Here is a 22,894-nt window from a genome sequence, read left to right on the forward strand (position 1 = left end):
CTAATCTTAGGCGACGCGATCGATCCTCACGACCCGGCCCCCAAAACGGCCGCCGACGGACGCGTCCGCAAGAGGAACCGCGCCCTCACGATCCCACCCCCAGGTACTCGGCGATCGCCGCGTCGTCACCGGCGAACTCCCCGGCCGCCGCCGCGTACACGAACCGGCCCTTCACCATGCATCTGACCTCGTCGGCGACCTCCAGCGCCAGCCGGAGGTTCTGTTCGACCAGCACCACCGAGATCCCCGTCTCGCGCAGCCCCGCCAGCACGACGCCGAGCTCCTCGACCAGCCGGGGCGCCAGGCCCTCCGACGGCTCGTCGAGCAGCAGCAGCCGCGGGTTGCCGAGCAGTGCGCGCCCGATGGCCAGCATCTCCTGCTCGCCCCCGGAGAGCTGGTCGCCGCGGTGGCGGCGGCGCGCGGCCAGGGCGGGGAAGATCTGGTAAACGCGCTCGACCGTCCAGTCACCGGGGGCGCGGGAGATCGCCAGCGTCTCCTCCACCGTGAGCGAGCGGAACACCCGGCGCCCCTGCGGCACGATCCGCACGCCCGAGCGGGCGATGCGCCGCGTGTCCAGGCCGGACAGTTCGCGCCCGGCCAGGCTGATCGACCCGGCCCACGGCCTGACCAGGCCCATCAGCGCGTGTATGAACGTGGTCTTGCCGGCCCCGTTGCGCCCGAGCACGGCCACGGCCCGGCCCTCGCCGAGGGTGAGATCGGCGCCGTGCAGCACCTGGGCGGTGCCGTAACCGGCGGTGAGGTCCTGGACGGTCAGCATCATGTCCCCAGATAGGCCTTCTGGACCTCGCGCGAGGCCCGCACCTGCGCGGGCGTGCCGTCGGCGATCACCTGGCCCGCCGCCAGCGCGGTCACCCGTGAGGCGACGGCGAAGACCAGGTCGAGGTCGTGCTCCACGATCATCACGGTCAGTTCCGGAGGCAACGTTCGCACCAGCGAGGCCAGCTCGGCGCTCTCGGCGGCCGACATGCCCGCCGCCGGCTCGTCGAGCAGCAGGAGCCTGGGCCGCGCCGCCAGCGCCATCGCCAGTTCCAGCCGCCGCCCCTGACCGTGCGAGAGCGCCCCGGCCGGCCCGCCCGGCTCGACGCCCATCGCCGCCAGGTGCCCGGCCGCCTCCCGCTCGATCTCCGCGCGCCGCCCGCGCGGCAGCCACGCCCGCAGTCTCAACCCCTGCCTCGCCCGTACGGCGAGCGTCACGTTCTCCAGGCACGTCAGCCCGGTGAACAGGCTGCTGTGCTGGAAGGTCCGCCCGATCCCGAGCCTGGCCCGGCGCGGCTCGGAGAGCTTGGTCACATCCCGCCCGGCGAACTCGATCCGCCCCGCCGACGGCCGCAGCGCCCCGGCGACCGCCGCGAACACCGTCGACTTCCCCGCGCCGTTGGGCCCGATGAGCGCCCGCCGTTCACCCTCCTCGACGGACAGGGAGACCCGGTCCACGGCGGCCAGCGCGCCGAAACGCACGGTCAGCTCACGCAGCACGAGCACGTTTCCTCCACAGCCCGGCGAGCCCCTCGGGCAGCAGGTAGACACACAACACGAACAACGCCCCCTCGACCAGCAGCCACTTGTCGCCCAGCGCGCCGGACGTGGCCTCGCGCAGCGCGATCAGGCCGGCCGCGGCCAGCGCGGGCCCGGCCAGCGAGTCGCGCCCGCCGAGCAGCACCATGACCAGCAGCAGCACGGAGACGCCCACGCCCAGGTGGGTCGGGGCCACGAAGGTGTCCTTCTGCGCCACCAGCGCGCCGCCCGCCGCGCACACCGCTCCGGCCACGGTGACGGCGGCCAGCCGTACCCCAGGGACCGAATAGCCGAACGCGGCCATCCGCGCCTCGTTCTCGCGCGTGCCCGCGATGGCCGCGCCGAGCGGCCCGCGCCGCACCACCGCCAGCACCACGAACCCGGCCGCGACCACCGCCAGCGCCCACCAGTAGAAGACCACGACGTACGGCATGGCCGTCTCCAGCCCGAACAACGTGCTGACCGGAATGCCGGCCAGACCGTTGTCCCCGCCCGTGACCCGGCCGGCCCGCGTGGCCGCCTGGACCGCGATCTCCCCGATCGCCAGCGTGAACATCAGGAAGAAGAACCCCCGGGTACGCACCGCGAACCATCCGGTGACCAGCGCGAACACCACCCCCGCCAGGACCGCCGCACCCAACTGCACCACGGCGGACTCGCTGAGATGCTTGGCCGTCAGCCCCGCGGCGTACGCGCCCACCCCCAGGAAGGCCGCGTGACCCAGCGACGGCAGCCCCGCGTGCCCGACGAGGAGGGCGAGGCTCGCGGCCATCAGCCCGTAGGCCAGCCCGCCGGTGAGCAGGCTGAGCTGGTAGGCCCCCAGGACGAACGGCATGGCGGCCAGCACGGCGATGGCCAGGATCGCCCTCACCTGGCCCGCCCGAACATCCCCGACGGGTTCCACAGGAGCACCGCCGCCATGACCGCGAACAGCAGGTACGCCGCCAGTTCTGGCACCAGCGCCACCCCGACGGTCTGCACCTGCCCGACCAGCAGCGCCCCCACCACCGCCCCGCGGACGGAGGCGAGACCGCCGATCACGATGACGATCAGCGCCAGCACGAGCACCTCGCTGTCCAGCCCGGCCCGCAGGTTGAGCAGCGGCAGCCCCAGCACGCCGGCGAACGTGGCCAGCCCGCAGCCGGCCAGCATGACCGATAATCGGACCCGCGCGACGTCCACGCCGATCGCCGCGAGCATCCCGGGATCGTCCACGGCGGCCCTGACCAGCGCCCCCGCCCTGGTCCGCTCGAAGATCCAGTACACGATCCCGCCGATGACCAGACCGGCCGCGATCACCGCCACCCGGTAGGCCGGATAGCTGCCGAGGACGCTGCCGTCCAGCCCGTCTGGTGGCGGAAGGGTGTGGAATCCCCGGTCCACCACGCCGAGCAGAAACTCCGACAGCAGGATCGCCAGCCCCAGTGTGAGCAGGGCCTGGTCCAGATGGCCGCGCCCGCGCAGCGGCAGGATCGCCGCCGACAGGACGCCGCCCAGCCCCACGCCGAGCGCGGCCACGAGCAGCGCGGCGCCCGCCCACATCCCGAGCCCGACCGAGGCGCCGCCGAGCAGCAGGAAGGCGACGTAGCCGCCGGCCATGTAGAGCGCGCCGTGGGCCAGGTTGAGCACGTCGAGCATGCCGTAGATCAGCGTCAGCCCGACCGCGAGCACGAACAGCAGCGCCCCGAACGCCAGCCCGTCGAACGCGTTGACGAGCAGGCTCACGAGGCCTCCGGCGCGATGGTGGCGATCACCTTGTTCACGCCGCCGGAGTACTCGCGGACGTACCAGTTCTGGACGGGGTTGTGCTTGGCGTCCAGCGTGAACGGGCCGCGCGGGCTGGCGATCTCCCCCACCTGGCCCAGGGCCTGGGCGAGGTCACCGCCCCGGCCGGCGGCCTGGTCGATGAGGCTCATGGCGTCCCAGCTCTGCAGCGCGACCACCGACGGGTTCTTACCGGTCTTCGCCTTCCACTTGGCGGTGAAGGCCTGGTTGTCCGGGTTGTCGAGGGCGGGCGAGTACAGGCCGACGCTGGTGATGCCTTCCGCGTCGGCTCCGATCGCCTGCAGTACGTCTTCGTCGGTGATGTTCTGGCAGGTCAGGAGCTTGAGCTTCGTGTCGTAGCCGAACTGCTTGAAGTTCTTGGCGAACGTGATGGCCTCGCCGCCGGCGTAGAAGACGTAGAGGAACTTCGCCTCGGCGGGGATCTGGCTGAGGTACGGCTGGAAGTTCTGGGTCTTGCCGAACGGGGTGAGGATCTGCTTCAGCGGTTTGGCGCCGCCGCCCTTGGCGTAGCCCTCGGCGAAGCCCTTCAGCGTCTCGGTGCCGGCGGAGTAGTCGGCGCCCATGAGGACGGCGCCGTCCTTGCCGTACGACTCGGCGGCGTAGCGGCCGGCCGCGTACCCGTGCATGTAGTTGGTGTAGGAGACGCGGAAGACGCCGGGACCGCCCAGCGCGTCGGCGCCGGCGTTGGCGATGACCACGGGAGTCTTCTGGGCGGCGGCCTCCTTGGCCACGGCCACCGCGACCGGGGAGGCGATCAGCCCGGTGATCACGTTCACCTGGTCCTGCAGGGTGAGCTGCCTGGCCTTCTGCTGGCCGGTCTCCGGGGTGCCGGCGTCGTCGGCGACCACCAGCCGGGCCGTCTTCCCGCCGAGTTTACCGCCGTGCTCGTCCAGGTAGAGGCGCATGGCGGTCTCCATGTCGTCGCCGAGCGCCGCGTACACGCCGGTCTGCGAGATGATCGCGCCGACCTTCACCACGGAGTCGTCGGCCGCCTGCTGAGTGGCCGCGCCACCGCACCCGGCGGCCAGCGCAACGGCCAGAGCGAGCAAGGCAAATCTCATCGGAGGCTCCCGCTGCCGCTTGCGTTTCCGAGATCCTCGCGCGTGCGGCGGCAGAAGGGAAGAGCGCTGTCCCTACCCGAACACGGCCCGCACGGAGCCGAGTCCGTCGATCCGCACCTCGAAGGCGTCCCCGCTGACGGCCTCCACGAACGGCCCCAGCGTCCCGGTCAGCACCACGTCGCCCGCGCGCAGCGGGAACGCCGAGCGCCCCGTCGCGCCCGCCAGCCAGACCAGCGCGTTGAGCGGGTGCTCCACGACCTGCGCCCCCGACCCCGACGACACCTGCTCGCCGTTGCGCGTCATCGTCATGGCCGCCGTACGCAGGTCGAGCCCGCGCAGATCCCGGGGATCGGAGCCCAGGACGAAGGCGCCGCTGGAGGCGTTGTCGGCGATCGTGTCGGCCGGGGTGATGTCCCAGCCCTCGATCCGGGAGTCGGCCACCTCGATGGCGGCCAGCGCGAAGTCCACCGCCCTGATCACCTCGGCGGTGGTGAACGGCCCGCCCTCCAGGTCCTCCTTCAGCACGAACGCCACCTCGCCCTCGACCCGCGGCTGCAGGAAGTCGCCGATCGGGATCGGCTGCCCGTCGAGGTGGCAGCGGTCCTGGAACAACATCCCGAAGTCCGGCTCGCCGATGCCGAACCTGCCGCGGACCTCCGCGTTGGTCATGCCGACCTTGCGGCCGACGAGCCTGCGCCCCTCCTGGAGCGCGCGCCGCGTGTTGATCTCCTGTACGGCGTAGCCGTCCCGTACCGACCCGACCAGGTCGCGGACCGGCGGGCACGGCTTGCCCGACGTGGCCGCGTCCAGCAGCCGGTCGGCCGCCTGGGTACGCACGTCGACCGCTTCCGACCATTCATCGTGCATCTGAATCACTCCAGCCTGATGGTGGGCTCTCGTCATCGTCTCCCCTGCGGGCGATCCATGCCAATTACGCTGCCTGTCATGCAGACGCGTATCGATCAGGTGAACGCCCATGACGGCTCCTTCGACGTCCACGTCTGGCTGCCGGACTCCGGCCGCGGGCCGGGCATCCTGTTGCTGCAGGAGGTCTGGGGCGTCGGGCCGTACATCAGGAAGGTCGCCGAGGACCTGGCCGCGCTCGGCTACGTCGTGGCCGCCCCCGACCTGTTCTGGCGGGTGCGGCGCAACTGGCAGGGCGCCCACGACATGGCGGGGCTCCAGGCCTCGATCGAGGTCGCGAGCCAGTTCGACGGCGCCCAGGGGGTGGCCGACAGCGGCACGACGCTGGCGCACCTGCGCGCGCTGCCCGAGGTCACGGGCGGCGTCGGCTCGCTCGGCATCTGCCTGGGCGGTTCGCTGAACTTCGCGCTGGCCGCCGACGAGCCCATGGACGCGGTGCTGTCGTTCTACGGCTCGCAGGTGCCCGACACGCTCGCCCTCATGGAGCGTATCGACGCTCCCCTGCTGCTGGCCTTCGGCGGCAAGGACCCCTACATCCCCCGCGAGCGGGTGGCCGAGGTGGAGCGGGCGGCGGCGGGCCGCCCCAACGTCCGGGTGTACGTGGACGAGCGGGCCGGACACGCATTCCACAACCATGAGGCCCCGGATTTCTACCACGAGGAGGCCGCGGCGGACCTCTGGGGCGTGGCCGTCGACTTCCTCGGGAACCACATTCCGGTCCGTCCGTAATAGGCGTGCACGAAAGCTGCACACGGCCCCCACACACCCTGTCTGGTACGCCACTTCCCCGTACCCCACGATGAAGCCGTGACAGAGATCTTCACCATGTGGGGAAATGTCATCATCGCGACGTTTCTGACCGTTCCGGCGGCGGCGCTGGCGATCTTCCATCTCACCCGCGGCCGCGCCCGCCGCGCGCACCCCGCGCCCCTCCGCAGCGCGGTCGCCGACGTCGGGATCGTCATCGGCACCGCGCCCTGGATCTGGATGATCCTTACCCCCTCCGGCCGCCGGAACACGGTCGAACTCGTCCCCTTCCAGGTCTTGATCGACCTTGCCGCCGGGCCGTGGGAGACGGCATTCGTGCAGGTTGGCGGGAATCTACTGGTATTCGCCGCCCTGGGGGGACTGCTCCCGGTCCGCTCGGCGCGCTTCACCTCTCTGGCACGCATCGCCCTCATCGCGGCACTGGCCTCCATGACCGTCGAGTCCCTCCAGTACGGCCTGCGACTGGGCCGCGACTCAGCCACCGACGACGTCTTGGTCAACACGGCAGGGGCCGTACTGGCTGCCGTGATTACTCGCCGCTGGTGGGCCCCCGTAATACCGGGCAGGACCGTTCCAAGGTAACGGCCCGCGAAAACCCCCGAAGATCACCACACAGGCACGATCCACTCAAAAGAAGCACGCGACCAACCTGCGTATCTGTGCGATCGTGGACAAGACGGGGCAAGTTCTCTGGAGACGCCAAACCCGGTTGGTGACAGAGGGTGGTCAAACGTGTCTGAATCCCCGGTACCTCACGAGCCCCCCATCTATCGACGGATCGCCGACGGCCTCCGCGCGCGGATCATGGCCGGCGAATTGCGTGACGGGGATCGGCTACCGGGCGAGAACGCGCTCATGGCGGAGCACGACGTGGCACGCGCCACCGCTCGGCAGGCGCTTGCCGTACTCATCAACGAAGGGCTGGCGGTACCCAAGCGAGGTTCGGGGGTCTACGTGCGCTTGTTCAAACCGATCCGACGACACGGCTCCCGCCGCCTGTCCCGCGAGCAGTGGGGACAGGGGCGGGCGATCTGGGACGCCGACACGCGCGGCCGTCCGTTCACCGTCGACGAGGTGGAGGTGGCCAGGGAGAACGCCACGGAAGACGTCTCAGCGGTGCTGGAGAGCGGCGAGGTATGGGTACGGCGGCGGCGCTATTCGGTCGACAGCCGCCCCGTCCAGCTCGCCACCTCCTACTTCCCCGCCGCGCTGGTCGAGGGCTCGGCCATCACGGTGGCCGACACCGGCCCCGGAGGCGTCTACGCCCGCCTGGGCGACCTCGGACTGCCCCCCGCCCACTTCACCGAGGAGGTACGCGCCAGGATGCCCCGCCCGCGCGAGGCCGGCCTCCTGGGCCTGCCCGGCGGCACCCCCGTCATCGAGGTCTGCCGGACCGCCTACACCTCCGGCGGACTTCCGGTCGAGCTGAACGAGATGGTTTTGGACTCCGCAGCCTATGTACTTCAGTACGATTTCGATGCTTAGGTCAAGCCGAAATGTCAAGCGATAGGTTGACCTGTCCCTCGCGGATCTTGCCTTCTCTAGAGAGGTACCCCATCGTCGGAAGGGAAGGAATCATCGCCTAGCAGCGGGTCCCGGGAAGGGTGGTCATGTCCTTTGACCGGCACCTCGCGGAGATCGCCCGGGAATTTCCGCACTGGACCATCTGGCGGAGCGACGCGGGACGCTGGTGGGCCACTCGGCATCACCCGCTCAACGCCGAGCAGCGTGATGCCGGGTGCGCGATGACGATCGACGCCGACGACCCGGACGGCCTGCGCGACCAGCTCCGGGACCAGCAGAGGCGAGCGGGAACCCCGCCGCCCGCCTGATGTCTGGACCGTTCTCACGGTCTGGACCACATGAGCAGCCCGGTGCCGGGTCCAGCGTCTCGGCGGCTCCGGCACCGGGCCACCAAAAACGGGGCCAAGGTCGCGGAAGCCTCCGACCCTATCGGGGGCGGAGGCTTCCGCCCACGGAGTAGCGTCGGACGCATGCTCTTCGAACAGCGCCTGCGCGAAGGCATCGCCGACGGCACCATCACCCTCGCCTTCCGGCGCTGGAAACGCAGCCAGGTCAAGCCCGGCGGCCGCTACCGCATGGGCGACGGCCGCATCGCCGGCGTCTCCTCGGTCGAGGTGGTCACCGGCATCACCGACGCCGACGCCCGCGCCGCGGGCTACCCCGACGCCGAGACGCTCCGCCGCGACCTCGACGCCCGCGGTGACGACCCGATCCACCGCGTCGAACTCCACCTCGCCGACACGAGCGACCCCCGCGACGCGCTCGCCGACTCCGCCGAGCTCTCCCCCGGCGACCTCGCAGGACTGCGCACCCGGATGGCCCGCTTCGGCCCCTGGGCGCTGCCCACGCTCCGCCTCATCGCCGAGCGCCCCGGAGTGCGGGCCGGCGACCTCGCTCCCGAGATCGGCCAGGACCTGCCCACGTTCAAGATCAATGTCCGCAAGCTCAAGAACCTCGGCCTCACCATCAGCCTTGGCACCGGTTATCGCATCTCGCCGCGCGGGCGGGCGTACCTGGACATGACGCAGGCCCCGCCGTAGCGAGGCCCGCGACACCGTCGGTCACTTGCGCACGTCGGTCAGCCCGCCGATGTTGACGTCGGTGTCGTCACTCGCGCGCTGGGGCTGGGGCTGGGGTTCCTCGATCGAGTCCGCCACGATCACCCGCACATCCTCCTGCGAGGGCGAGGGTACGGCGGGCTCCTCCTGAGCCGGAAACGTGACCACGTCCTGAGCCGCGGGCGCCTCCTGGGCGGGAAGCGTGAGCGCCTCGTCGGCCGGAACGGCCGGCGGCCCCTCCAGAAGCGGCCCGGCGGCCGACTCGCTGCGCATCAGGTCGCCCAGCACCGCGCTGATCTCGGTCAGGCGGCGTACCACCTCGCCATGGGTGTCGGTGAGGTAGCTGACCCGGCGCCCGGCGTGCTCGTCCAGCGAGGCGGCCCGCTGCTGCGCGGCCGTCAGCGTCGACTCGGCCTCTCCGCGCGCCGAGTCGAGCGTCTGCTCCGCCTCGGCCCTGGCCGCGTTCATGGTCCGCTCGGCCTCGGCCTGCGCCCCTTCGACCAGGCGCTCGGACTCCGTGGTGGCGGCGGTCACCGCGCGGTCGGCCTCCGACCTGGCCTCGCGCAGGGCCTCTTCGGCCTCGGCCCGCGCGGTGGTCAGGGTCTCCTCCGCGTCAGAGCCGGCCTGGGCCAGCATGCGCTCGGCGGCCGAGGTGGCCTCGCCCACGCGGCGCTCGGCCTCGGCCTGGGCCGAGGTCAGGATGTTGTCGGCGGTCTCACGGGCGGAGGTGACCATGCGGTCGGACTCCGACCTGGCGCTCTCCCGCACGCTGGCGGCCTCGCTGGCGGCGTCCTCCTTCTTGGCGGCCGCCTCCTCCTCGCCCAGCTTGAGGATCTGCGCCAGGCGCGGGCTCAGGTCCTCGTAGCTCTGCGGCGCCTCGACCATGCGCCGCCTGGCCTCGGCCAGTTCGATGCGACCCTGCTCCGCCTGGTCGATCGCCCGTGCCAGCCGCTCTTCGAGATCTCGGATTTGATTGCGGGTTCTCATCATGTAGTCGTGGACCTGACGGCGGTTGTAGCCGCGCATCACGACCTCGAAGGTGTCCTCTTGCATCAGATCGGGGATGCTCTCGTGCTGGTTTTTCATGGGGGTTACCTATGGTCTGCGTGAGGCGGGGGACTGCAATTTGTGAGTGTCTGACGACGAGACGTCAGGAATCGACTTTCCTGCCATCTGCCCACGTCCGCAACCGGAACGCCACACCTGGGGCAGGAATTACGATGTCCCGGGTGTACATAGCAGCGTTGGACAACGGGGCAGTTCCGGACATTCATCCCGAGGCGTACATAGCGCCAGGGGCCGTCGTCGTGGGCCGCGTCAGCGTGGGCCGGGCGGCGTCCATCTGGTACGGCTCCGTCCTGCGTGGAGACGACGAGCGGATCGAGATCGGGGAGGAGTGCAACGTCCAGGACCTCTGCTGCCTGCACTCCGATCCGGGAGAGCCGGCGATCCTGGAGCCGCGGGTCAGCCTGGGCCACAAGGCGATGGTCCACGGGGCGTACGTCGAGACCGGCGCCCTGATCGGCATCGGCGCCATCGTGCTCGGCGGCGCCAGGGTCGGCGCGGGCACCCTCGTGGCGGCGGGCGCGCTGGTCGGCCCCGGCAAGAGGATCCCGCCGGGCGTGCTCGTGGCCGGCGTACCCGGCAAGGTCGTGCGCGAGCTCACCGACGACGACAGGGCCACGTTCGCGCGTACCCCGGATTCCTATATGGCCAAGGCGATCAGACACCGTTCGGCGTCCCCCCTCCGATCGTCATAACGGACATTCTGCCCCCTATTGCCGCCGACCGTGGCGGACCGGCGAAGTACGATGGCCGCCGTGCACCCCTTGGACCCCTTCTCGGCCGTCGAAGCGGACGTGCGCGCGCTCGTGGCGAACCCGCGCTGGGCCGGGCTCCCCGATCACCTCAGGGCCGAGGCGCTGGCGACCACGACGGTCGTCACCCCCGACGGCGGCCGCTGGCTCTTCGGCGCCCACGCCCGCTGGTACCTCCACGACCCCGCCGACGGCCGCTGGCACCTGGCCGCCCCGCCGCGCGGCCTGCCCGTCCGCGCCGGCCGCCACGGCTCGCCCGTCCTGAACCCCGGCCTGCTGCCCACAGGGGCCGACTTCATCGGCCCGGACGGGTCCACCCAGGCCTTCATCGGCCCCGACGTGCACCCGGGCCTCACCGAGGAGATCCGGGTCCTGCTGCGCCGCGCCGGCCGCAAGTCGGAGCTCGACTACCCGCTGACCTCCTTCAGGGACGTCTTCGCCGCCGACGTGCCGAGCACGGTCGCCGCCGTCTGGGGCACGATCATGTGGTGCGCGTACGCGCCCGCGTTCGACGGCAACGAGCGCCTGCTCACCATCTTCGGCGAGTACCTGCGGCGGCCCCTGCCCGGCGACGAGTGGGTCCGCTGGCTCACCCGCCCCTCCCTGGAGGCCCTGGTCACGCTGTACGCGGAGCGCGTACGAGCCGCCGGCCGGTCCGACCCCGCACAGGTGTCCGCCCCCTACCCTTGGCACACCCACCCGAGCGAGCAGCCCTCCACCACAGGCCCCGGCCACACAGGACCCAGCCACTCGACATCCGGTCACTCGACATCTGGCCACCACTCGACGGGCCACTCCGCATATGGCACGACCGAGCACTCCCACGGCGGCGGCTCAGGCCCGTCCGGCGGCGCGCGGAGCGGGAAGGACACGCCGGGGAAGGCCGGGCTGCGTCTGGTGGCCCTGATGGCCGACACCGCGCAGATCCTGGCCGACGACCCGCGCTTCGCCCCCCGGGCCCACGCCCTGCTGGCCATGCTCAAGCCCCTGCTCCACCAGCCCGCCCTCGACCACGCCGCGGCCCTCAGGGGCGACGACACGGTACGGCGGGCGTGGCTGGCCCGCGTCCCCGCCGACCTGGCCAGGTGGATCCTGCCCGACACCGACCCCGGCACCGCCTTCCGGCACACGGTCTACGACCTGGTGGAGTCCCTGGCGTTCACCTCAGACGCGCCGAGGGCGGCGGCGTCCTTCCTGACCGACCTGCCGGGGGCCGGCGATCGGCTGCACGACTGGCTGGACCACCGGGTCCGCCACGCCTACGCCGAGCTCACCGCGCATGTGGCCGAGTACGGGGAGCACACCGAGCCCGACGGCTTCGCCGTACCGGCGTTTCTGTGGACGGGCGCGACAGGCGGCTGGCCGGAGCGCGCGACCTCGCCGGCGACGGCGCGCGGGGTGGTGGTGGCCCCTCCGGACAGGGGTTCCGCGGCGGCGGTGCTGGGCGCGGCGTACGCGACGGGGCTGACGTGGTGCAGGCTGACGGGGGCGCGGATGCCGGAGGAAGGTCTGGCCGGGGCGCGGGCGATCGTCCGCAGGCTCGTGCACGAGCGCGACGACATCCACCCGTAAACCACTAATACCGTAATTTCTCTCTTACTCCCCCTATATCGTTCTTTCTCCTGAACAACCGGGCATTGGCTGAATTGTGATCTCGGAAACGGGAAATGATCCTGATGGGGCCCGGCGGTACAGAAAGGAATGACCCCGATGGGCCATGTCGCCTGAAGGGCCCCGGGCCGTAACCTCGTAGAGGGTGTGGGCTGCGGAAGGAAGGACGACGCGGTGGGGCACGATGACCTGGACTATCGGGTCCACGATCGTGTCGCGTTGGACGAGATTGCACTCTACGCCGAGGTGCTGACCGCCGTGGCAATCAGCGACCGGCGACTCACCTTGGCCGAGCTCGACGACGCGCTCGGATTGCGGACTTCAGCGAGTCACTGAAATGGGCCAGTACAAAGACCTAGTCCCGGACTCCCCAGGGGTCCGGGACCGCGGTGACAGGACTAGTCACTTCGACTAGGAACGAACCAGACGCGCGATGGCCGCGGACGCCTCCTTCACCTTCGCGTCCGCCTCCGGTCCCCCCGTGTTGATCGCGTCGGCCACGCAGTGCGAGATGTGCTCCTCCAGCAGCCCGAGAGCCACGGCCTGAAGCGCCCGCGTGGCGGCGGAGACCTGTGTGAGGATGTCGATGCAGTAGGCGTCGTCCTCCACCATGCGCTGGAGGCCCCTGATCTGGCCCTCGACCCGGCGCAGCCGCGTCAGATAAGCCTGCTTGTCTCCGCTGTACCCATGCATGGTCCTACGGTACCCGTAAGCGGTATCGCGAGCCGCGTTCAGCGAAGTTCGCTGATCAGCTTCTCCCACTGCTCGCCCACGCCGTCGGCCGAGTGGCGGCCGGTCGTCTCCAGCGCCCCCGCGGCCAGCGAACGGCGCCGCCGTTCGTCGTCGATGAGCGCCAGCAGCGCCGCGGCGAACATCTGCTCCTCGCCCTCGGGCACGAGCACCCCGTTGTAGCCGGTCGCCACGAACTCGCTCGGCCCCCTGGCCCCGTCGAAGGCCACCACGGGCACCCCGCAGCCCATCGCCTCCAGCACGGTCATCCCCAGGTCCTCGGTACGCGAGGTCGTCGCCACGATCGAGGCCTTGGCGAACTCGCCGGCCAGATCGGGCGTGGTGCCCATGAAGTACACGTGGTTGTGCAGATCCAGTTCGCGCACCAGCGCGCGCAGCCGCCGCTCCTCCGGCCCGCCGCCGTAGAGCCGCAGCCGCCAGTCGGGACGCTTGTCGGCCACCATCGCGAACGCCCTGATCAACCGGTCGTACGCCTTGGCCGGCACCCACCGCCCACCCGCCGCCACGATCCTGTTGTCCATCCGCGAGCGCGGCCAGGGCCCCCGGGGCAGCGCGTCCGGTACGGCCAGCACCTTCGGCCCGCCCTCGACCAGCCGCGTCCATTCCTCCCGCGCCGACTCGGTGGCCGTGACGACCGCGTCGAGCCGGGGGTAGAACTTGCGCACCGGGGCGGGCACCGAGGGCCTGCCCCATTCGCGGGCGATGCGGAGGATTTCTCGCGGGCCGTACCTGGCGGCCTGGACAGACAATGCTGGCCGCGTCGTGATCAGAACATCACTTTTCAGCCCGCGCAACGTCCGCCACAGCGCCACCTCCGTGCGCATCTGCCCGCTGGGGAACAGGTGCCGGACACCCGGCCGGACGTCCACCACCGAGCGGAGCCTGACCTTGGAGCCGACCGGGAAGAAGGGCTTCTCCTTCTGCCGCCTGATGCTGATCACTTCGACCTCGTGGCGCTCCGCGAGGGCGCTGGCGAGGTTGAGGGTGGATCGGATGTCGCCGCGCATGCCGTACGCGGAGGGGAGCATCAGGCTGACCTTCACCCGCCCACCTCGATCCGCAGTTCGTCGTCGGCGGTGTAGCAGGGCCGGACGGGCACGCCGTCCACCTTGGTCGCCGGATAGTGCAGGCGGCGGCGTTTGCCGTCCACGTCGTCGAGACGCGAGCCCAGCCGCAGCGGCTCCGGCAGCCCTTCGACCTCCAGCGACGGCTCCCAGGTGCCGGAGGCCTCCGGGTCGGCGGCGATCACGTCCACGAGGGAGATCGCGGCATGGAAGCGCACGCCCTGGACGGTGGCCCGCGCGGACAGGTGCGCCGCCGACTGCCTGCGGCGCAGGGCGAGACTGGCCTCGTGGCGGGCGTCGTCGTCGTCCAGGCCGGTGAAGGCGAGCAGGCCCATCACCTCGAACCGGCCCTCCCTGAACCACACCGAGCGCACCTCGGCCACGGGCTCCGCCTGGTCGATCTTGAGCGCCAGGAAGCCGTTGCGCGTGCGGTAGGAGCGGTAGGCGAAGGTACGTTTGCACAGCGCGTAGGTGTCGAGGTGGTCCAGCGAGAAGCCGGGGTCCACGCTCCTGAGCCTGGTCCGCGCGCCGTCGTGGCGCAGGTAGGCGTCCCATCTGCCGGCGATGAGGCCGAGCGGCGCCAGCGAGACCGCGAGCGTGGCCTCGCGCGACCTGTTTCCCGGCTTGCCGAGCACCACGTCGCGCTCGACGCCCGTTCCCCGATGGCGCAGCACCAGCTCGGTGCCTTCATCGAGCGGGTCGTCGATCGCGAGTCGCAGGGAGAGCACGTCAGCCAGAGTGACTTCCGCGTCTGTGACGACGACGCGCATCGCGAGCCCCCTCCCCGTCGAATGAAGCCATGCGACGTTGAGGTTACCGTGATTTTCCCGTTATGTGGATGGCGGATTTCCGGCGCTTGACCGGTCTGACGTGCGAAACTCCTCCACAAGGGCTGTGAAGGAGTCCGACTTTCCCGCGTCAGGACGTACCCTTGACCGACTTGATCAAGAGCTGCGCCACGTCCACGACCTCCAGCGACTCCTTCGCCTCGCCGCTGTTCTTCTTCTCGTTGATGGCGTCGCCGAGCATCACCATGCAGAACGGGCAGGCGGTCGAGACCGTGTCCGGGTTGGTGGTCAGCGCCTCGTCCACGCGCTCGGTGTTGATGCGCTTGCCGATGCGCTCCTCCATCCACATGCGGGCGCCGCCGGCGCCGCAGCAGAAGCCCCGGTCCTTGTGCCGGTGCATCTCCTGGGTCTGCACGCCGGGCACCTTCGACATGATGTCGCGGGGCTGGGAGTAGACCTTGTTGTGGCGGCCGAGGAAGCACGGGTCGTGGTAGGTGATCTTCTCCTCGATCGGCGTGACCGGCGTGAGCTTGCCGGTGTCGACCAGGTGCGACAGCAGCTGGGTGTGGTGGACGACCTCGAAGGTGCCGCCGAGCTGCGGGTACTCGTTGGCCAGCGTGTTGAAGCAGTGGGGGCAGGTGGCCACGATCTTCTTGACCCCGGCCTCCTTCAGCGTCTCGATGTTCTGCTGGGCGAGCATGTTGAACAGGTACTCCATGCCCAGGCGGCGGGCCGGGTCACCGGTGCAGGCCTCCATCGGGCCGAGCACGGCGAACTTCACGCCCGCGATGTGCAGGAGCTCGGCGACGGCCTTGGTGGTCTTCTTGGCCCGGTCCTCCAGGGCGCCGGCGCAGCCGACCCAGAAGAGGTACTCGGCGTCCTCGGGCATCTTGTCCTCGACCAGCTCGACCTCGAAGTCGAGCTCCTCGATCCAGTCGGCCCGCTTCATCTCGGACATACCCCACGGGTTGCCCTTGTTCTCCAGGTTCTTGACCATCACCCCCGCCTCGGACGGGAACGACGACTCCACCATCACCTGGTAGCGGCGCATGTCGAGGATGTGGTCGATGTGCTCGATGTCCACCGGGCACTGCTCGACGCAGGCGCCGCAGTTGGTGCACGACCACAGCACGTCGGGGTGGATGATGCCTTCCTCGCCGACCAGCGGCTTCTCCAGCAGCGCGAGCACGTCGGTGTCGGCGTGGCTGGTGTCGGCGCCCTGCAGCAGGTAGGGGGCGACCTTGAAGGCGTGGTCGCGCTGGTCGAGGATCAGCATCTTCGGCGACAGCGGCTTGTCGGTGTTCCACGCCGGGCACTGCGACTGGCAGCGTCCGCACTCGGTGCAGGAGTAGAAGTCGAGGAAGCCCTTCCAGGTCGTGTCGCCGATCTTGCCCCGGCCGAGCTTCTCCGGGTCCAGGTCCTCGTCTTCGAAGTCGACGAGCTTGCCGTCCACCCGCAGCTCGGAGGCGGCGCCCAGGCCGTCGGGGCGACGCGAGAACAACACGTTCAGCGGCGCGGTGAAGATGTGCAGGTGCTTGGAGTTCACCACGATGACCAGGAACACCAGCATGAAGCCGATGTGCAGGAGCAGCGCGATCTCCTCCAGCAGCGTGCTGGCGGGCAGGACCTTGCCCAGCGCGATCGAGACGAACGCGCCGCCGGTGTACGGCAGGTTGCCGTTGGCCGAGGCCACCCCCCGCGCCAGGAACAGCGTCCAGATGATGTTGAAGATCATGAACAGGACGAGCCAGGCGCCGCCCAGGTGCGAACCGGAGAAGCGGGACTTGCGGCCCAGCGTCTTCGGCGAGTTCTTGATCCGGATGACCGCGAACGCGATGAGCCCGAGCACACAGGCCACCGCGATGAAGTCCTGCAGGAAGCCGAGCGCCGACCACTGCCCGATCAGCGGGATGTGGAAGTTCGGCCGCCCGGTGATGGCGCCCTGGACGATCCCGCCATAGGCCTCGACGTAGACGGTCAGCAGGATGAAGAAGGCCCACATGACGAAGAAGTGCGCCACGCCGGACGGCGTCCACTTCAGCAGCTTCTTCTGCCCGAAGACCTCGACGATCTGGGCCTTCAGCTCATCGGGTACGTGGGTCTTGGCGTACTCGATGCGTTCGGGGGCCGGTGGTCCCACGGTCGCGAGCTTGAACAGGAACAGGGCCCTGCGGCCCGCGACGGCCACCGCCGCCACGGTCATGACGAGCGCGAGCACGGCTACCCAGAGCACGGGTCCTCCCACAGACGGCGTTGGCTGCCAGCGTACGGTTGCCGGTCATCCACGCAATGACCAGGTCTCCCCAGAATCCTACCCGTGAGTAACATTCCGGGCCCAACGCGACCCACCCTAAGGTCAACCCGCCTTCTAGAACAATGCTCTAGCCTGTGAGATAGCGCTGAATCGTCGGCGCTATCAGCGCCACCAGCTCCTCGTCGTCGGCGGTGGCCAGGGGCTCCAGCTCCAGCACATAACGCGCCATCACCAGCCCGAACATCTGCGAGAAGGCCGCCTCGATCCGCAGGTGCGGCACGCCCAGCCCGTCGGCCACGCGGAAGAGCAGGGCGTTGGTGATGAACTCCCGTAGCATCGCCAGCGCCGCGTCGTTCGTCATCGCCGAGCGCATCAGCGCGATCACGGGCTGGCGGGCCTCTCTCTCGGCGGTCAGCGTGAGCAGCAGGCGGACCAGCCGCTCGCCCACCTCTTCGCGCGGCCCCGCCAGGATCGCCGGCACCACTTCCTCCGGATTGACCGGGAGCTGCATGGCCTCGGCGAACATGCCCTCCTTGGTGTTGAAATAGTGGTGCACCAGCGCGGGATCGACCTTCGCCTCCCTGGCGATGCCCCGGACCGTCGCCTTGTCGAAGCCCTTCTCGGCGAAGACCGTCCTGGCCGCGCTGAGGATCTCGCCCCGCGTGTCCACGGACCCCGGCCGGCGGCCGGGGCGCCGTTTGACGGTCATCTCCCCACCGCCAGGTAGACGCGCATCGGCACGCTCAGCATGCCGCCGGGGAAGGCCAGCCTGAGCTCGCCCCGGCGCCGCTCCACCAGCTCGTCGGCCAGTTCGGCCGGCAGCGCCGCCATGTAGGAGTGGGAACGCAGGTCGAGCAGGAACTCCTCGATGCCGACCAGCCGGTTCCACGGGATCCAGCGCTCCTCGACCACCTCGAAGGCGGCGGCGATCGGCGGCGGCGACCACTTCTCGTGCGCCGGGCCCCAGTAGCGCGGCGCCTCGGCCGACAACCGCGCCTCGTAGGCGGCCAGCCACTCGGCCTGGCCGGCGTCGGCGAAGTTCCAGCAGGCGGCGATCGCGCCGCCTGGGCGCAGCGCCCGCCGGGCCTCGGCGATCGAGACGGCCGGGTCCAGCCAGTGCCACGACTGGGCGTAGGTGACCAGGTCCGCGCTGGCGTCGCCCACGGGCAACGCGTTGCCGTCGGCCACGACCGCGGCGACGCCGGCCGTACCGGAGAGGCGGGAGACGAGGTAGGAGAGCATTTCCGCGCCCGGATCCACGGCCAGCACCCGCGCGCCGCGGGCCCGCAGGGCACGCGTCAGGATGCCGGTGCCCGCGCCGACGTCCACGACCGTCGCGCCCGCGAGCTCGATCCCCGTGATCTCGGACACGGCGCCGTAGACCTCGTCGGGGTAGTGCGGGCGGGCCGCGTCGTAGGCCTCGGCGACCCGGTCGAACACCCTGCCGAGTTCACGTTCGATCATGTGCGCGCCGCCAGGTACAGCCGGGCGAAGGCGAGCGCCTCGGCGAGGTCGTCGATCCGCTCGCTGCGCGAGGCCGCCTTGCGGGTGTTGATCTCCAGCACGACCAGGCCGTCGTAGCCGTTCCTCGCCAGGCGCTCCAGCATCGGCGCGCACGGCTGGTTGCCCCGGCCCGGCACCAGGTGCTCGTCCTTGTTGGTGGTGCCGAGGCCGTCGGCCAGGTGGAGGTGGGCCAGCCGGTCGCCCAGCTTGGTCGCCATCTCCATGGCGTCGGAGCCGGAGACCGCGGTGTGCGACAGGTCGAGCGTGACGTGGGGGAAGTCGTAGTCGACCGGGTTCCAGTCGGGCGAGTACGGCACCACGTCGTTGCCGCGGGCGCGCAGCGGGAACATGTTCTCCACGGCGAAGATGATGTCGGTCTCCTCGCGCATGCGCGCCAGGCCGGTCTCGAAGTCGCGAGCGTAGTCGCGCTGCCAGCGGAACGGCGGATGCACCACGACGGTCTGCGCGCCCAGCCGCTCGGCGGCCTTCTGCGCCCTGACCAGCTTGGCCCACGGATCACGCCCCCAGACACGCTGGGTGACCAGCAGGCAGGGCGCGTGGATGGCCAGCACGGGTACCTCGTAGTGCTGTGAAAGCCGCTCGATCACGTCGATGTCCTGGCTCACCGGGTCGGCCCCGACCATGATCTCGACCCCGTCGTAACCCAGGCGCGCGGCCAGTTCGAACGCATCGGGTGTGCGTTCCGGATATACCGAAGCAGTGGACAATGCGATCTTCGCATTGGGCACGCGGATGACGTCAGCCACGTTGCCAGCCTAAGCGGGGTGAGGCCGCGGCGTGGCGCATGCGCCTACGGTTGACCCATGTCACGCATTGCCCACGGCGCCATCCCGAGTCCCAACATCTGGAACACGCCGCAGGTCTACGAGCTGGAGAACCGCGCCGTCGACCCCGATGGCGCGGCCGACGCGGCGATGCGGGAGATCCGTCCGCGAGACGGCGCGGTCGTGCTCGACATCGGCTGCGGCACCGGCTATCACCTGCCCGCGCTCGCCGCGGAGGCCGCCCGGGTGATCGGCGTGGAGCCGCACGGCGACCTGGTCAAGCTGGCCCTGCGGCGCTGCGCGGGCCTGCCGGGCGTCGAGGTGCACCGCGCCACCGCCCAGAGCCTGCCGGTGCCCGACGCGAGCGTGGACGTCGTGATCGCGCGCTGGGCGTACTTCTTCGGTCCCGGCTGCGAGCCGGGCCTGCGCGAACTCGACCGCGTGGTACGGCGGGGCGGCGCCGCCTTCGTCGTCGACCTGGACGCCACCCGGGGCGATTTCGGCCGCTGGTTCCAGCGCACCGTGCCCAGCTACTCCCCCACGGCCGTCGAGACCTTCTGGACCCGGCAGGGCTGGCTGCGCCGTCCGCTCGACCTGCGCATGTCCTTCGAGCGCCGGGCCGACCTTGAAGCGGTGCTGCGCATCGAGTTCACACCGGAAGTGGCCGCCGAGGCGATCCGGGAGACTCCTGGCCTGGAATTGGCTTATCCGAACGTGCTGCGGTGGCGTACCTATTGACATTGACGTTGGTGTCAACGTTTAGCGTGGAGGCATGCGGATCGGTGAACTGGCCAGACGGGCGGGCGTGAGCACCAGGTCACTGCGCTATTACGAGCAGCACGGCCTGATCAGCGCCCGGCGCGCCGCCAACGGCTACCGCGAGTACCAGGAGGACGACGTCCGGCTGGTCAGCGAGATCCGCACGCTGCTCACCAACGGTTTCACGCTGGACGACGCGCGCCCGTTCGTCGAGTGCCTGCGCTCCGGGCACTCCTCCGGCGGCGACTGCGCCGGTTCGGTGGAGGTCTACCGGCGCAAACTGGAGGAGATCGACTCCGAGATCCGGACGCTGCTCGCCCGCCGCGCCGAGGTGGCCGCGCAACTGTGTTCCGGATGTGTCTTCAAGGGAGAGAAATGATCACGCTGACTACCGAAAACTTTGCCGAGCAGGTACTGAAGAGCGACAAGCCGGTGCTCGTGGACTTCTGGGCCGAATGGTGCGGGCCCTGCCGTATGGTCGCCCCGGTGCTGGAGGAGATCGAGGCCACGCGCGGCCTGGCGGTCGGCAAGCTCAACACCGACGAGAACCCGGAGATCATGGCCCGCTTCGGAGTGATGAGCATTCCGACCATGATCCTTTTTGAGAACGGGCAGCCGGTCAAGCAGGTCGTCGGCGCCAAGCCCAAGCGCCTGCTGGAGCGCGAGCTGGGCCTCGCGTAGTCCCTTTTGTGTAGTTCGGATCGTCATCGCGAGCGATCCGCTCCGCTGAGTGACCGTCCTAACGTGGCCGGTCATGAGCCGAGTTCTCAGCCTTCTCGCGCTGGCCGTGCTGGTGGCGGTCACGATGTTCGACCTGGCCCCGCCCAGGAGCGCCGCCACCGCTTTCAGCGCGGCCCGCGCCTTCGAGGACGTGCGGGTGATCGCGAAGGCGCCGCACCCGACCGGCTCGGCCGCGAACGACCGCGTCCGCGACCACCTGGTCGCCCGCCTGAAGGACAACGGCTTCGACACCCGCGTCCAGGAGGGCGTCGGCGTGCTGCCCCTGGACTACACGGGCAGCACGCCCGTCGGACGGGTCCGCAACATCGTCGCCACCCGCCCCGGCACCGCCTCCACCGGCCGGATCGTCCTGGCCGCCCACTACGACTCCGTACCGGGCGCGCCCGGCGCCGCCGACGACGGCGCCGGGACCGCGGCCGTCCTGGAGGTCGCCCGCACCCTGCCGCCGAACCTCCGCAACGACGTCGTCGTCCTGCTCACCGACGCCGAGGAGGCGGGACTGCTCGGCGCCGAGGCCTTCGCCCGCCAGAACCGCTTCGACGGCCCCGTCGTGGTGCTCAACCACGAGGCCCGCGGGGTGCGCGGCACCGTGCAGATGTTCCGCTCCTCCGGTGGCCTCATCGACGTGTACGGCACCGCCGCCCCGCACCCCGCGGCGGACTCCGCCTTCGCCTCCCTGATGGGCCTGCTGCCCAACAACACCGACTTCCACGTCTTCGACCAGGCCCGGTGGATGGGGCTCGACTCGGCCTTCGTCGGCGGCGGCGCGTACTACCACACCCCGCTCGACGACCCCGCCCACCTGGACCGGGGCAGTCTCCAGCAGATGGGCGACAACGCGCTGGCCGTGGCGGCGGCGCTGGGGTCGAAGGACCTGGGCACGCTGGAGTCCGCTGGCGAGCAGGTGTTCTTCACCGTGCCCGGGGCGCTGGTCAGGTATCCGGGATGGCTGGAGCTCCCGATCGCCGCGCTCGCCCTGGTGATGGCTCTGGCCGTGGTGTTCGTGGTGCGGCGGCGGGGGCTGGTGAGCTGGCCCCGGGCTCTTGCCGGGCTGGGGGTGTCCCTGGTGACCGTGGTCCTGGCCGGGGCCTGGGGATACGCGCTGTGGCCGCTGCTGGGGGCGCTACGGCCCGGCTACACGACGATGTTCACCGGCGACCCCTACCGGCCCTGGTTGTACTGGGCGGCGTTGCTGGTGGTCACGGCGGCGATCGTGCTGGTGTGCGCGTCGCTGTTCCGCCGCCGGTCGGATGGGCCCGTGCTCGCCGGGCCGGCCTGCGGCGGGTTGCTCCTTGTCGCGTCGCTCGGCATGTTGTCGGCCTTGTTGCTGCCCGGAGGGTCGCACGTGTTCGCCTGGCCGGCGTTGTTCGCGGCGCTCGGGTGGCTGGTGTCGCTGACGGTGCCGCGGGGCGGGATCGTCGCGCTGACGGCCGGGCTGGCGCCGGCGGCGGTCATGCTCGGCGGCACCGCGCTGACCTCGCTGGACATCGGGCTGGGCATCGGTGGCATGTTGTCGGCTCCGCATTTCGCGCTCCTGCTGCTGCTGATGCTGCCCGTGGTGGAGCGGCCGCCGGGCCGTACCGTGTGGGTGGTGCTGCCCGTGGCGGCGGTGGCGCTGATCGCGGCGGGACTGTACGCGGACCGCTTCGACCCCGCCCACCCGCGCCAGGAGCACGTCTCCTACGCGATCGACACCGGCACCGGCGAGGCGCGCTGGGGACGGCCCGGCGGCGGCGGCGCCGACGGCGTCCGGTTCTTCGGCGAGGAGGACATGACCACGAGCCGGGCCCCCGCCGCCCCCTTGCGCGCGCCCGGACTGACCGTGCTGAAGGACACGACCTCCGGCGATGTCAGGACCATGGCGCTCCGCCTCACCCCGTCCGGGGCGGCGCCGGTCGTCGGGCTGGACGTCGAGGGACAGCGGCCGAAGATCACCGTGGCGGGTCGCGAGCTGGGCGAGCGGGCCGGGTTCGCCTTCCACGCGCCGCCTGCGGAAGGGGTGGAGGTCACGCTGACGCTCCGCGCGGGCGAGGCCAAGATCCGCATCTACCAGCAGGAGTACGACATGTCAGTGATCCCCGGATACCGGGTTCCGGAAGGCAGCATGCGGCTCCGGCCGAGCACGACCGCCTTCCTGACGAAGATTGTCGCCCCCGCCCGCTAGCC

26 protein-coding genes are annotated in these 22,894 nt (G+C 70.6%); 12 read left to right on the top strand and 14 right to left on the bottom strand.

Annotated features, from left to right (window positions below; genetic code table 11):
• Positions 1-85 precede the first annotated feature (85 nt).
• The 6 genes from ACFWY5_RS46225 to ACFWY5_RS46250 all read right to left on the bottom strand — a co-directional run bounded on the left by ACFWY5_RS46225 (position 86) and on the right by ACFWY5_RS46250 (position 5,249).
• Positions 86-781 (bottom strand): ABC transporter ATP-binding protein, encoded by a 696-nt coding sequence (locus ACFWY5_RS46225; protein WP_379611899.1) that lies wholly within the window; start codon positions 779-781, stop codon positions 86-88.
• On the bottom strand, positions 778-1,503 hold the full coding sequence (locus tag ACFWY5_RS46230; protein WP_379611900.1) for an ABC transporter ATP-binding protein: 726 nt from the start codon (positions 1,501-1,503) through the stop codon (positions 778-780). The genes ACFWY5_RS46225 and ACFWY5_RS46230 overlap by 4 nt, the downstream gene beginning before the upstream one ends.
• Positions 1,487-2,407 (bottom strand): branched-chain amino acid ABC transporter permease, encoded by a 921-nt coding sequence (locus tag ACFWY5_RS46235; RefSeq protein WP_379638686.1) that lies wholly within the window; start codon positions 2,405-2,407, stop codon positions 1,487-1,489. The genes ACFWY5_RS46230 and ACFWY5_RS46235 overlap by 17 nt, the downstream gene beginning before the upstream one ends.
• Complete coding sequence (locus tag ACFWY5_RS46240; RefSeq protein WP_379611902.1) at positions 2,404-3,261, bottom strand: branched-chain amino acid ABC transporter permease; 858 nt, start codon at positions 3,259-3,261, stop codon at positions 2,404-2,406. The genes ACFWY5_RS46235 and ACFWY5_RS46240 overlap by 4 nt, the downstream gene beginning before the upstream one ends.
• Positions 3,258-4,382: an ABC transporter substrate-binding protein gene (locus tag ACFWY5_RS46245; RefSeq protein WP_379638687.1), complete on the bottom strand. Its 1,125-nt coding sequence runs from the start codon at positions 4,380-4,382 to the stop codon at positions 3,258-3,260. The genes ACFWY5_RS46240 and ACFWY5_RS46245 overlap by 4 nt, the downstream gene beginning before the upstream one ends.
• 72 nt (positions 4,383-4,454) lie before the next feature.
• Positions 4,455-5,249, bottom strand: coding sequence for a 2-keto-4-pentenoate hydratase (locus ACFWY5_RS46250; RefSeq protein WP_379611904.1), 795 nt, complete (start codon positions 5,247-5,249; stop codon positions 4,455-4,457).
• A gap of 78 nt (positions 5,250-5,327) precedes the next feature.
• Between ACFWY5_RS46250 and ACFWY5_RS46255 the strand changes: the two genes are divergently transcribed.
• From ACFWY5_RS46255 to ACFWY5_RS46275, 5 genes are all read left to right on the top strand, one after another.
• Positions 5,328-6,035 (top strand): dienelactone hydrolase family protein, encoded by a 708-nt coding sequence (locus tag ACFWY5_RS46255; RefSeq protein WP_379638688.1) that lies wholly within the window; start codon positions 5,328-5,330, stop codon positions 6,033-6,035.
• A 78-nt stretch (positions 6,036-6,113) separates the two neighbouring features.
• On the top strand, positions 6,114-6,656 hold the full coding sequence (locus ACFWY5_RS46260; RefSeq protein WP_379611906.1) for a VanZ family protein: 543 nt from the start codon (positions 6,114-6,116) through the stop codon (positions 6,654-6,656).
• A gap of 150 nt (positions 6,657-6,806) precedes the next feature.
• Entirely contained in the window at positions 6,807-7,559 is a 753-nt protein-coding gene (locus tag ACFWY5_RS46265; RefSeq protein ID WP_184971312.1) for a GntR family transcriptional regulator, read from the top strand.
• A 125-nt stretch (positions 7,560-7,684) separates the two neighbouring features.
• Positions 7,685-7,906: a hypothetical protein gene (locus tag ACFWY5_RS46270; protein WP_379611907.1), complete on the top strand. Its 222-nt coding sequence runs from the start codon at positions 7,685-7,687 to the stop codon at positions 7,904-7,906.
• A 162-nt stretch (positions 7,907-8,068) separates the two neighbouring features.
• Entirely contained in the window at positions 8,069-8,638 is a 570-nt protein-coding gene (locus ACFWY5_RS46275; protein WP_379638689.1) for a hypothetical protein, read from the top strand.
• Positions 8,639-8,659: 21 nt separating this feature from the next.
• On the opposite strand, the gene ACFWY5_RS46280 is transcribed toward ACFWY5_RS46275, so the two are convergent.
• The gene (locus tag ACFWY5_RS46280) at positions 8,660-9,742 is read right to left on the bottom strand and encodes a hypothetical protein (protein WP_379611909.1); all 1,083 of its coding nucleotides are present in this window, start codon (positions 9,740-9,742) and stop codon (positions 8,660-8,662) included.
• A gap of 134 nt (positions 9,743-9,876) precedes the next feature.
• Between ACFWY5_RS46280 and ACFWY5_RS46285 the strand changes: the two genes are divergently transcribed.
• The 3 genes from ACFWY5_RS46285 to ACFWY5_RS46295 all read left to right on the top strand — a co-directional run bounded on the left by ACFWY5_RS46285 (position 9,877) and on the right by ACFWY5_RS46295 (position 12,420).
• Positions 9,877-10,416 carry a gamma carbonic anhydrase family protein gene (locus ACFWY5_RS46285; RefSeq protein WP_379611910.1) on the top strand — a complete coding sequence of 180 codons (540 nt, stop codon included), beginning with the start codon at positions 9,877-9,879 and terminating at the stop codon, positions 10,414-10,416.
• Positions 10,417-10,467: 51 nt separating this feature from the next.
• Positions 10,468-12,045, top strand: coding sequence for a hypothetical protein (locus ACFWY5_RS46290; protein WP_379638690.1), 1,578 nt, complete (start codon positions 10,468-10,470; stop codon positions 12,043-12,045).
• A gap of 213 nt (positions 12,046-12,258) precedes the next feature.
• Positions 12,259-12,420 (top strand): hypothetical protein, encoded by a 162-nt coding sequence (locus ACFWY5_RS46295; protein ID WP_379638691.1) that lies wholly within the window; start codon positions 12,259-12,261, stop codon positions 12,418-12,420.
• 75 nt (positions 12,421-12,495) lie between these two features.
• Here the strand turns inward: ACFWY5_RS46295 and ACFWY5_RS46300 are convergent, their stop codons facing one another.
• The 7 genes from ACFWY5_RS46300 to ACFWY5_RS46330 all read right to left on the bottom strand — a co-directional run bounded on the left by ACFWY5_RS46300 (position 12,496) and on the right by ACFWY5_RS46330 (position 19,210).
• Positions 12,496-12,777 (bottom strand): metal-sensitive transcriptional regulator, encoded by a 282-nt coding sequence (locus ACFWY5_RS46300; RefSeq protein ID WP_184971324.1) that lies wholly within the window; start codon positions 12,775-12,777, stop codon positions 12,496-12,498.
• A gap of 38 nt (positions 12,778-12,815) precedes the next feature.
• Entirely contained in the window at positions 12,816-13,877 is a 1,062-nt protein-coding gene (locus ACFWY5_RS46305; RefSeq protein WP_379611912.1) for a glycosyltransferase, read from the bottom strand.
• Positions 13,874-14,626, bottom strand: coding sequence for a hypothetical protein (locus ACFWY5_RS46310; RefSeq protein ID WP_379611914.1), 753 nt, complete (start codon positions 14,624-14,626; stop codon positions 13,874-13,876). Before ACFWY5_RS46310 ends, ACFWY5_RS46305 begins: the two co-directional genes overlap by 4 nt.
• A 190-nt stretch (positions 14,627-14,816) precedes the next feature.
• Positions 14,817-16,919 carry a (Fe-S)-binding protein gene (locus ACFWY5_RS46315; RefSeq protein ID WP_379611915.1) on the bottom strand — a complete coding sequence of 701 codons (2,103 nt, stop codon included), beginning with the start codon at positions 16,917-16,919 and terminating at the stop codon, positions 14,817-14,819.
• Positions 16,920-17,067: 148 nt separating this feature from the next.
• Positions 17,068-17,649: a TetR family transcriptional regulator gene (locus ACFWY5_RS46320; protein WP_379638692.1), complete on the bottom strand. Its 582-nt coding sequence runs from the start codon at positions 17,647-17,649 to the stop codon at positions 17,068-17,070.
• The gene (locus ACFWY5_RS46325; protein ID WP_379638693.1) at positions 17,646-18,404 is read right to left on the bottom strand and encodes a class I SAM-dependent methyltransferase; all 759 of its coding nucleotides are present in this window, start codon (positions 18,402-18,404) and stop codon (positions 17,646-17,648) included. Before ACFWY5_RS46325 ends, ACFWY5_RS46320 begins: the two co-directional genes overlap by 4 nt.
• On the bottom strand, positions 18,401-19,210 hold the full coding sequence (locus ACFWY5_RS46330; RefSeq protein ID WP_379611918.1) for a sugar phosphate isomerase/epimerase family protein: 810 nt from the start codon (positions 19,208-19,210) through the stop codon (positions 18,401-18,403). Before ACFWY5_RS46330 ends, ACFWY5_RS46325 begins: the two co-directional genes overlap by 4 nt.
• A gap of 57 nt (positions 19,211-19,267) precedes the next feature.
• Between ACFWY5_RS46330 and ACFWY5_RS46335 the strand changes: the two genes are divergently transcribed.
• The 4 genes from ACFWY5_RS46335 to ACFWY5_RS46350 all read left to right on the top strand — a co-directional run bounded on the left by ACFWY5_RS46335 (position 19,268) and on the right by ACFWY5_RS46350 (position 22,892).
• The gene (locus ACFWY5_RS46335; protein WP_379638694.1) at positions 19,268-19,966 is read left to right on the top strand and encodes a class I SAM-dependent methyltransferase; all 699 of its coding nucleotides are present in this window, start codon (positions 19,268-19,270) and stop codon (positions 19,964-19,966) included.
• Between the two features lie 34 nt (positions 19,967-20,000).
• The gene (locus ACFWY5_RS46340) at positions 20,001-20,366 is read left to right on the top strand and encodes a MerR family transcriptional regulator (RefSeq protein ID WP_379611921.1); all 366 of its coding nucleotides are present in this window, start codon (positions 20,001-20,003) and stop codon (positions 20,364-20,366) included.
• A complete protein-coding gene (gene trxA / locus ACFWY5_RS46345; RefSeq protein WP_379611922.1) occupies positions 20,363-20,668 on the top strand; it encodes a thioredoxin in 306 nt (101 codons plus the stop codon). The genes ACFWY5_RS46340 and trxA overlap by 4 nt, the downstream gene beginning before the upstream one ends.
• Positions 20,669-20,741: 73 nt before the next feature.
• On the top strand, positions 20,742-22,892 hold the full coding sequence (locus ACFWY5_RS46350; protein ID WP_379638695.1) for a M20/M25/M40 family metallo-hydrolase: 2,151 nt from the start codon (positions 20,742-20,744) through the stop codon (positions 22,890-22,892).
• The last annotated feature ends 2 nt before the right edge of the window (positions 22,893-22,894 follow it).

The sequence above is a fragment of the Nonomuraea sp. NPDC059007 genome (assembly GCF_042740555.1).
In the GTDB taxonomy this organism is placed as follows: domain Bacteria; phylum Actinomycetota; class Actinomycetes; order Streptosporangiales; family Streptosporangiaceae; genus Nonomuraea.